This window comes from Enterobacter sp. UNJFSC 003 (genome assembly GCF_036903355.1).
GTDB lineage: Bacteria > Pseudomonadota > Gammaproteobacteria > Enterobacterales > Enterobacteriaceae > Enterobacter.
Window position 1 is genome coordinate 1 of record NZ_JBAKHK010000037.1, and the last position, 878, is coordinate 878.

Here is an 878-nt window from a genome sequence, read left to right on the forward strand (position 1 = left end):
ATCCGGGTTGCGGACAGTGTCTGGTGGGTAGTTTGACTGGGGCGGTCTCCTCCCAAAGAGTAACGGAGGAGCACGAAGGTTAGCTAATCCTGGTCGGACATCAGGAGGTTAGTGCAATGGCATAAGCTAGCTTGACTGCGAGAGTGACGGCTCGAGCAGGTGCGAAAGCAGGTCATAGTGATCCGGTGGTTCTGAATGGAAGGGCCATCGCTCAACGGATAAAAGGTACTCCGGGGATAACAGGCTGATACCGCCCAAGAGTTCATATCGACGGCGGTGTTTGGCACCTCGATGTCGGCTCATCACATCCTGGGGCTGAAGTAGGTCCCAAGGGTACGGCTGTTCGCCGTTTAAAGTGGTACGCGAGCTGGGTTTAGAACGTCGTGAGACAGTTCGGTCCCTATCTGCCGTGGGCGCTGGAGAATTGAGGGGGGCTGCTCCTAGTACGAGAGGACCGGAGTGGACGCATCACTGGTGTTCGGGTTGTCATGCCAATGGCATTGCCCGGTAGCTAAATGCGGAAAAGATAAGTGCTGAAAGCATCTAAGCACGAAACTTGCCCCGAGATGAGTTCTCCCTGACCCTTTAAGGGTCCTGAAGGAACGTTGAAGACTACGACGTTGATAGGTCGGGTGTGTAAGCGTAGCGATACGTTGAGCTAACCGATACTAATGAACCGTGAGGCTTAACCTTACAACGCCGAAGATGTTTTGGCGTGAGAGAGAGATTTTCAGCTGATACAGATTAACAGAATTTGCCTGGCGGCTTTAGCGCGGTGGTCCCACCTGACCCCATGCCGAACTCAGAAGTGAAACGCCGTAGCGCCGATGGTAGTGTGGGGTCTCCCCATGTGAGAGTAGGGAACTGCCAGGCATCAA

General features: G+C 54.1%; 2 rRNA genes. Both read left to right on the forward strand.

The features are described from left to right. Positions 1-693, forward strand: a 23S ribosomal RNA gene (locus V5P19_RS22950); the annotation flags it as partial. A 64-nt stretch (positions 694-757) separates the two neighbouring features. Then, positions 758-873 (forward strand): 5S ribosomal RNA (gene rrf / locus V5P19_RS22955). Positions 874-878 lie beyond the last annotated feature (5 nt).